Origin of the sequence: Caldiplasma sukawensis (assembly GCF_052315375.1) — an archaeon.
GTDB lineage: Archaea > Thermoplasmatota > Thermoplasmata > Thermoplasmatales > Thermoplasmataceae > Cuniculiplasma.
Genome location: NZ_JBLSDG010000018.1, coordinates 1 through 8,583 on the forward strand (window position 1 = coordinate 1; position 8,583 = coordinate 8,583).

Here is an 8,583-nt window from a genome sequence, read left to right on the forward strand (position 1 = left end):
GCTGTTGTTGAAGGATTGAACAACAAGATCCGTACTGCATTCAAGCGTTCATATGGGTTCAAGGCACAGGAGTACAGGGATACGATCATATATCTGGTGGCAGGAGGATTGAGGTTACCCCCAGAATGTTAAAGAGATCCAAAAAATTTAATTTTTTTAAATTATAATTTTTTAACGCATTAAGAAACATGATCATATTCATGTTCCATTTTTTATAAATTTATTAAAGAAGCAGTAAAATACTATATTTTTAAGGGAACATTTCATGGAACATTTATGGTACATGAACGGAACATAAATTAATACAGAACCTTTAATTTCCTAATTGTAAAATGAAATGTTCCAGGCTATCTGAGTTCAAAAGTAAGCTTGTAATATATCCTTAAAACTATAACTCCATACTCAAACTTCCTTACTGTCAGATTTCAGTCAATCTGTTTAGATTATTTTTACCACGCTGCAATAAGGATAGCCTTAAATCATTTATAAATTAAAGAGCAATAATAAGCATAATAAAGAACAGTTAAAAGTTTGGTTGATTCTGGCAACTAATATGATTATGGTTTTACTATCAATAAAAAAGTTTATTTATATGTGTGAAATAGAGATTTGCGATCAAGAGGGTTACATTGTGATCCGATATGGAGATTTATCCATACTTGGTTGCATCTCTTTTGATTTGCAAATTATTAAGTGGGCTTTCGTTATTACAATTGGATGTATATATTGTATGTAGACGAGTCGGGTGATTACAATAATTGGGATGAGAACAAAACTTTTGTCATGGCAGGAGTGGCTGTTCATGAGGGGCAAATTGGTAAGATATCCCAAAGTCTGGATCAAGTACAACAAAAATATTTTTCGGACCTTCAGGTTCAAATATCATTTCACGCAACAGATATAAAAAATGGTAAGAAAGCTTTCAAAGATCTACCATCTAGTGAAAGAGGGCAAATTCTTACTGACTTATATAACGTGTTTAATTACTTTTGCTTTCCAAATTTAGTTGCCTACGCTACAGTTGTGAGCGCAAATTATGTAAAACGGGACACTCAAGTTCTTGATCTCGCCTTTGAAGATATGATGACACGTTTTAATACTTTTTTAGTTAGGCAACATAGAAACAAACACCCAACAAAGGGTCTTACGATAATCGATCAAGCACATGAGAAGAAATATAGGGAATTGTTTGACGGGTACAGAGTTGGAGGAACAAAATATGGAAGTGTTAACAATATAGTTGACATTCCATATTTCGCAGGGCGAAGAGACACAAGAATGCTTCAGCTTGCTGATATCTTAGCATATGGTGTATTCCAATACTACGAACACTCTAAAAAGGATTACTTCGATGTAATTAAGGAGAGATTCGATAGAAAGAATAAAGGAGGATCACCTGATGGGTTAAAACATTTGACTAATTCTGATTGCGATTGCTACGCTTGTGATTGGAGAAAACACAGACGTTAATAAAGCCTTTTGCAATCAAACTTAAAAACCCGAACTCACCCTAATTTAACCCCTAGGCATAATGTCTTTGAACAGCTCTACAATCCTTTTAACCTTCTTTGGAAAAGTACCAAAGGTTAGAAACTAAAAACTGGAATATAGATGACTTCATGTTATTCTGGATTAAAACAGATGATCAATATTTAAGAATACCAAACCGACTAATAAATACACCCAAAAGAATCTATTCAACATACCGATAATCTTATTATACTCTGGAACAAAAAGCATAGCCTTAAGTCGTTTTTAAATTTATGATAAATAATAAACACAGACAGTAAGATAATTTAGAAGAAAAACCACACACATAACTTTTCAGAGTTTAATTTTTAAACTCTGACAATGAGATTTCATTTTGAAAAATCAATGCTTCTGAAACATCGAATTTTTGAGGATTTCCCCATTATTTCAGAATTTGAAAATCAAAATTCTGATCCCATATATGCGAGCCCCTTATTACGTATATTATGCGGAAAAATACAAAAAATGCGAATTTTTGAAATTTCAGATTTATCGATTGAAAACATCGAATTTCAGTATGTCTGGAATAAAATTGCAATGTTAAAAATGGGGTGAATCTTGGGTAAAAATGCATTAAATCTGTTTTAAATTTCACAAGGGTTATATTTCACTTTTAATTATTTATATATGAATCCAACAACGAGAGCCCGAAAATTAAAAAGAGAAATGCGAAAAAGGGGATATCTTATGGATCGATATCTCTTCTGCACTATCTGTAAAAGGGACATCGATAGCCTCAATCATTATTGTTCTCATAAAGAAATATTAATGGAAATTAACGGTGAAATCAAATGAGCTCAACTAAAATATTTCTAAAATTGGAGGTTTTGTCTGGATTGATCTTAATGTTCTCATATATTTTCTGGATTGATGAGCATGTGCCCTCAATTTTTCGCCCTGAGTATAATAATTTAATTTCTCTAATTGCCATATTAACATTATTTGCCATTTTTATTACATTCATATATGCAGTTATCGATCTCGAAGATCATAATAGAAAATTCGGAACTAAGAGGATATGATTATTATTTTTTGATTATATATAATTAAGATTGAAGAATAGTATATTAAGAATTCAAAAATAAAAACAATTCGCTTAAAAATTTAAAGCGGGTCTGGAGGGGTTCGAACCCCCGGCCTATGGATTAAGAGTCCATCGCTCTACCTGGCTAAGCTACAGACCCAGCCATCCTGTATATTTATGAGGGTTTTAAACATTTTTATGATTGGATCAATATCACCCTTAAAATTTTTTTAAATCTAACATACAAATTTCTATGTTAATTGAAAACATTTAATGAGCTAAAATTGTAAGTTAGTTGAATAAAAATCAAATTGATGCAGGCGCCGGGATTTGGACCCGGGTTGAAAGCTTGGAAGGCTCTCGTGCTAGACCAGACTACACTACGCCTGCTTGCATATCTGTAATAATTTTAATTATTTATCTGTATTCATATGTTTCATATGAATAATCAGATAGGTATTTAAGTTACAATGTCTTAAATCAAAGATGAATCAAAAAATTGTGCTAGTAACAGGTGGAACAGGTGGAATTGGAAATGAGATTTGTAAAAAATTATCCAAAAATGGATATTCGGTCTGTCTTCATTTTCATAGCAGAAAAGAAATTGCAGAGGAAATGATTAAAAAAATGAATGAAAACGGAACGGAGAATTTCTCAGTTCAGGGGGATCTTTCCGCAATTGAAGGGATTGAATCATTTTCAGAAGAAATTCAGAAATTAGGTTTAAAATTTTATGGAATTGTAAATAATGCAGGTATTGCATATCAGGGTAGTAGAAAGCTTGAAAAAATTCCTGATGATGTTTTTACCAAAGTTGTTTTCATGGATATGCTTTCTCCTGTTCTTCTAATAAAAAAATTAAAACATCTTATTGAAGACAGGGGTTCAATAGTAAATGTGACATCTGCCGCTGGAATAAGGGCTGGATACATTCCACTGCCATATGCAATGTCAAAGGCAGGTCTAATTCATGCAACCCGTTCTCTGGCAGAGCTTCTGGCCCCAAACATCAGAGTTAATTCTGTTGCACCTGGTTTCATTGAAACTGATATGACAAAACTCCTCAAGGAAAATAAAGCATTTTATGAAATGTTGTTGTCGCAAACACCTGCAGGAAGGTTCGGTCTACCTGAAGAGGTGGCAGAGGCAGTGTATTTTCTCATATCTGAAAAGAGCTCATTTATCACCGGCCAGACAGTAATAGTTGATGGAGGGATAACCCTCTAACACTATTCCAATATTGAATCAGTTGTGACACACTGCCCGTTTATTGATATTGAAAGCGGTGATAGAAGAAACAGTGATACATAAGCGATGGCCAGAGGGCTCTCTGCACCACTCCTCACAAAGTTGAAGGGAAATTCCAAATCAAATTTTGTCTCCTTTGAAACAGGGCCTGGTGCTATGGCATTAACCCTTACTTTCCTCTCTTTTAAGGAAATGGAAGCATCCTTTGTCAGCTGCAGGATCGCATCTTTTGTTATATTATAAGCACTGTGATTACCACTATGCAATCGGACAGATGCTGAAACATTCACTATGGATCCGCCTTCTTTTACAATGTTCCTGCTATGATATATTACATTATATTGTGGAAGAATATTCGACTTAACAAAATCCATAAGTTTCTCTGTGGTTGAGAATTTTTCATCAGCAGGTTCCCATTTACCTGAGTTGTTAATTATACCATCAATAAAACCATATTTTGATTTTATTTCTGAAAAAATTGCACTCACCTGTCTCTCATCTGACATATCTCCATTGAAGTTGTGCACATTTTCACCTGAAAAGTTTCCAGTTCTGGATATGGCAATAACTCTTGCCCCCATCTTTTCCAGAAGTTTTATGGATGAAAGACCCTGTCCCGAACCAACACCTGCTACCACAACTGTTTTTCCATTAAAATATTCTTCAAATATTCCCATATTTTTAAAATGTTTATTTCATTATAAATCATTGCTAAAATTTCTTTTTATGTTATTTAATAAAAAGTTCTCTGTCAAATTTTCCTTAATACGTTTATCAATGATGGAAAATTTCCATCTGTTCTCGAAGCTTCTGAAATCAACGTTATCATAAACTATATTTTCAAGAATCAAGTTTTCAGCAGGTGCCAGATACCTTTCCCAATTTTCTTCTTTGAAGGGTTCAGAATTTCTGCTTTTCATACTCCAACCCATTATAAATCTGATCTGATTCCAGAGAAATCCTGAACTTTTAAATCTGAAACCTTTCAGCCCATCTATAATAACAGGTTCAATTCTATCAATTTCCCTGACCGTATTTTTATTTTTTTCCTTTGTAAAATTTGAAAAATCGTGTTTTCCCTCAAACATCTTTAGTCTTTCATAAATCTGAGCATAATCATTTCCAAAATAAAGATAGATGTAACTTTTTTCCCTGCAGTGTCTAACGTTGAAATCCTCATTAACCCTAGAATATGATGAAAAATACATATTATCTATTTCATGATTTAGTATTCCTATTATCTTTTCAGGATCCTGATCAGTTATTATGGTCATCATATTCCTTATTGCAGACACATTTCTGTCAGTTCTTGAGCAGAAACGAATATCCGTGCCCAATTTAAATTTTTCCATGACTAAATTAATTCTATCTGAAATGCTGTTTTTTCCGTTACCCTTCTGAAATCCTGAAAATTTTCTTCCATCATATCCAAAAGATATCAGTAATTTCAACAGGAGTATATTCCCATAATAATATATGATTGTTGCATTATGAGCAATATGGAAAGTATTAAAATTGCTGGAGCAGGGGTTTCTGGCAGATTTCTATACAATTTACTGAAAAAAGATGGTTTTGATGTTACCATCTATGATCCTAAAGTTAAAAATAAATACCTTCCTTGCGGATTTGCAACCAATAAAAATAAAATTATTCCCTATTTGAAAGAAGCTGAAATGGTTTTTGATGATATCCTGGTAAAAGAGGGTGAACAGGTCCTTATAGAGGCAGAGAATTTTTCAGCCACAGAATTTAGATCAAGTGGCATCTGTACAATAGATAAAATGAAAATGGAAACCATTATGGTGGAACATGAAAAAGTGATACCTGAAAAACTCAATTCATATAACAAAGATGATCTGGTGATTGATGCCTCTGGAATATCACGTGCCTTACTTGGTAAATACCAAGGTGATTTTACAATGTATGCTATTGAGAAAATTACTCCGGAATCACCCTGGAAGGACTTTTATTTCTATTTTTTCCCCTCAGGGCGGGGATATTTTTGGTCCTTCCCAATGGGTGATTATTATCACATTGGTGCAGGTGGGATCAGTCTTGACGAAGTCAAGAAAATTCTGGAAAAATATGGTGAAAAATTTATGGTTTCAAGAAAAATAAGGATGAGGCCAACCATAGAAGGCATTTGCAAAAAAAATGTGATCGGTGTCGGGGAGTCTATTGGATATATATCTCCACTTCTGGGTGAAGGAATTGTTCCAGCTCTTGAAAATGCACACATCCTTTATGAATGTATAAAAAACTACTCAGACATGGAAAAATTGAAAGAATCATACAGAAAGATGGTAGATAAAAAAATGAATCTTTTCAACAATATATCAATAATGATTGAAAAAATGGAAAACGGAAACCTGAAAAAATCTGAAATTTTAAAAAATGCAACTACGGCTTTGAGATTTTTGAAGGATTTCGGGATATCGCCAAGGTATATGTCAATAATGAGGCATTTTTTATGACTTTTCATAGTATGAATAGAAAAATCAAATTTACACTTAATAATTAAAAATAAATGCAATATGAATTTTTTTCAAATTTTAATTTATTGAGTTTTGACACCATAATTTGTGATTATAAGTTCCTCAACATTTCCTCTCCTGTTCTTGTCTGAGTTAATATTTCTCCTTGCGCTGACCGTGATCATTGAGAATTCCTTGTAAATCTCTTTTATCAATTCCGTATTTGAATTGGTTTCCATAACGTATACGCCCTTCTCTGAAAGTTCTTTGAATTTTTTGGCCAGTCTTTCCTGATCCTTTATATTGAAGCCTTTATTTGTATAGTCTGTGAAATATGCAGTCTTGTTTATTGGCATATATGGAGGATCAAAATAAACAAAATCATGCTCTTCAGCATCATTTACACTATTCTCAAAATCAGCATTTATTATTTCTGTTGAGGATAAAAATTCACTTAATTTCCTGATATTTTCAGCGGACGGTTTTTCTACCTTACTGTATTTACCAAACGGTACATTAAAATTACCACTTGAATTGACTCTGAACAATCCATTATAGCAATGTCCATTGAGATACAATAGTATTGCAGATTTTTTCACTGGGTCTTCTGTTGAGTTGAAAGCATTCCTCATCCTATAGTAATAATCACTTGTGTTGAGAAATTCCATATTGTCCAGTTCTATGATTAGATCATCATGTTTTTCCTTAATTACCATGTATAAATTATAGAGATCTGGATTTATGTCAGATATTTTTGCTCTTTTGATTTTATTTAAAGAACACAATTCGATAAAAAGGGCGGCCCCACCTACAAATGGTTCATAATATCTATTGAATTTTTCAGGGACATTCATAATCAGAGTTTTAAGTATCTGTCTCTTTCCACCAGCCCATTTTACAATTGGTTTGCATTTAATTCCTTCTATTTTTTTCATAAGTGCTATTCCCGTAACTAATTTTTCAATTTCAATATGAAAGGAATATTTTTATTCATATTAAATTCAACATTTTGATTTTATTTATTTTCCTGCATTCTGATTTTTCATTCTTCATCATATGAGAAAATCTAAAACCTGATAAATCTTCTTTTTTATTAATTTTAAATTCATCAATTTTCAAGTCCAACATTTTTGAGTAATTTTCATTGATACCTTCTTTCCAAAAGTAAAAAAATTTTACATCACTTGAATTGAAGTAAGCACCGTAATAGCTACCGTTAATTCCATAAAGTGAAGCTGTAAGAATTGGTGCGCCATTAAAACCAATGAACATATTATTTCTAAACTTAACAAATTTAGAATTTTCACTTATTACAGTAAAATTTTGAAATGGATTATATGAAACTGCTGGTAAATTTCCATACCCGGTAGTCTGTGGAGTAATCCAGCCGTTTAAGGTGCTAATAGGTATGTATCCATTGCTCGGATCGAATAAAGTTCCATTTTCCAAATATTCTTTGGAAGCATATTTAAGATGGAAACTTCCAAGTTCATACTTAAAAACAACCTTTATTGCATAATTCATGAAGTTTCTCTGAATGTTTGCACAAACCTCGTCTTTTGAAACATCCACAACAAGGTCAGGTATTCCATCCACAGTATAATGACCAGTGTAGTACTTCAGATTTGATACGTAATTAAGAGAACCGTTCTTAACCTTATATAAAGATACATTGTCATTATTGGATCCTTGGGCTGAAAAATCCATCAAACAATCAAAACATGGCAGGAAATATATATTGTTTGCCTCCATATATTTAATATACCCTCTTTTTAGTATCCTTTTTTCATAAATATTATAAATGAAATATTGGCCTGTGAAATTTTGCGTCTCATTTATTGAAATAAAATTTCCATTTCCAATATAAGATATTTGGTAATTATTTGAATAATTTACTGTAAATCCTAGATCATCACAATACTCTGTATTATTGATTATATTATAGGCAAAAAAAGACATATTATGCTCTCCATATTTTTGATCCCCATATGAAAAAAGCCATTCCAGAACATGGGATGAATTATAATATGGCATAAGGGCATAATTGGTCCCCTCATAATTCATATAGCAATAGCTAAGATTTGAGAAATTTGATAATGAATAGCTTCTGTTAGTATTGAAGTTAAATTCTGAAAGTTTATTCCTTTTTGTTACATAGTAAATGCCAGAGGATTTCTAAAAACCCATTCCCTGAACAGATAAGGGAACAATAACATTTATTCATGGGATAGCCATGTTACTGTGTGAGTGACCTTTACGACACAGTTCTTAGGGAAAAGTACAGGCAATATTTTGTGAATGATCCAC

The 8,583-nt window shown here is 32.5% G+C and carries 8 protein-coding genes, 2 tRNA genes and 1 pseudogene; 5 read left to right on the plus strand and 6 right to left on the minus strand.

Annotated features, from left to right (window positions below; translation table 11 throughout):
* The 3 genes and pseudogenes from ACNF4Z_RS07220 to ACNF4Z_RS07230 form a co-directional block, all read left to right on the plus strand.
* A pseudogene (locus ACNF4Z_RS07220) lies at positions 1–132 on the plus strand (ISL3 family transposase); the annotation flags it as partial.
* A gap of 594 nt (positions 133–726) precedes the next feature.
* Positions 727–1,470, plus strand: coding sequence for a DUF3800 domain-containing protein (locus tag ACNF4Z_RS07225; protein WP_458328567.1), 744 nt, complete (start codon positions 727–729; stop codon positions 1,468–1,470).
* A gap of 851 nt (positions 1,471–2,321) precedes the next feature.
* Positions 2,322–2,552, plus strand: coding sequence for a hypothetical protein (locus ACNF4Z_RS07230; RefSeq protein ID WP_458328568.1), 231 nt, complete (start codon positions 2,322–2,324; stop codon positions 2,550–2,552).
* Positions 2,553–2,640: 88 nt separating this feature from the next.
* Here ACNF4Z_RS07230 and ACNF4Z_RS07235 read toward each other — a convergent pair.
* Both ACNF4Z_RS07235 and ACNF4Z_RS07240 read right to left on the minus strand, forming a co-directional pair.
* Positions 2,641–2,714: transfer RNA gene (locus tag ACNF4Z_RS07235), tRNA-Lys, on the minus strand.
* Positions 2,715–2,869: 155 nt separating this feature from the next.
* Positions 2,870–2,944, minus strand: a tRNA-Gly gene (locus tag ACNF4Z_RS07240).
* Between the two features lie 96 nt (positions 2,945–3,040).
* On the opposite strand from ACNF4Z_RS07240, the gene ACNF4Z_RS07245 reads away from it, so the two are divergent.
* The gene (locus ACNF4Z_RS07245) at positions 3,041–3,781 is read left to right on the plus strand and encodes an SDR family NAD(P)-dependent oxidoreductase (protein WP_458328569.1); all 741 of its coding nucleotides are present in this window, start codon (positions 3,041–3,043) and stop codon (positions 3,779–3,781) included.
* 2 nt (positions 3,782–3,783) lie between these two features.
* Here ACNF4Z_RS07245 and ACNF4Z_RS07250 read toward each other — a convergent pair whose 3' ends face one another.
* Both ACNF4Z_RS07250 and ACNF4Z_RS07255 read right to left on the minus strand, forming a co-directional pair.
* Positions 3,784–4,479, minus strand: a complete 696-nt coding sequence (locus ACNF4Z_RS07250) for an SDR family oxidoreductase (protein ID WP_458328570.1) — start codon at positions 4,477–4,479, stop codon at positions 3,784–3,786.
* Between the two features lie 21 nt (positions 4,480–4,500).
* Positions 4,501–5,253 (minus strand): hypothetical protein, encoded by a 753-nt coding sequence (locus ACNF4Z_RS07255; RefSeq protein WP_458328571.1) that lies wholly within the window; start codon positions 5,251–5,253, stop codon positions 4,501–4,503.
* A 48-nt stretch (positions 5,254–5,301) separates the two neighbouring features.
* On the opposite strand from ACNF4Z_RS07255, the gene ACNF4Z_RS07260 reads away from it, so the two are divergent.
* A complete protein-coding gene (locus ACNF4Z_RS07260) occupies positions 5,302–6,276 on the plus strand; it encodes a hypothetical protein (protein ID WP_458328572.1) in 975 nt (324 codons plus the stop codon).
* Positions 6,277–6,359: 83 nt separating this feature from the next.
* Here ACNF4Z_RS07260 and ACNF4Z_RS07265 read toward each other — a convergent pair whose 3' ends face one another.
* Positions 6,360–7,211 (minus strand): DNA adenine methylase, encoded by an 852-nt coding sequence (locus ACNF4Z_RS07265; RefSeq protein WP_458328573.1) that lies wholly within the window; start codon positions 7,209–7,211, stop codon positions 6,360–6,362.
* A gap of 55 nt (positions 7,212–7,266) precedes the next feature.
* Positions 7,267–8,235 carry a hypothetical protein gene (locus tag ACNF4Z_RS07270; RefSeq protein ID WP_458328574.1) on the minus strand — a complete coding sequence of 323 codons (969 nt, stop codon included), beginning with the start codon at positions 8,233–8,235 and terminating at the stop codon, positions 7,267–7,269.
* Positions 8,236–8,583: the final 348 nt, after the last annotated feature.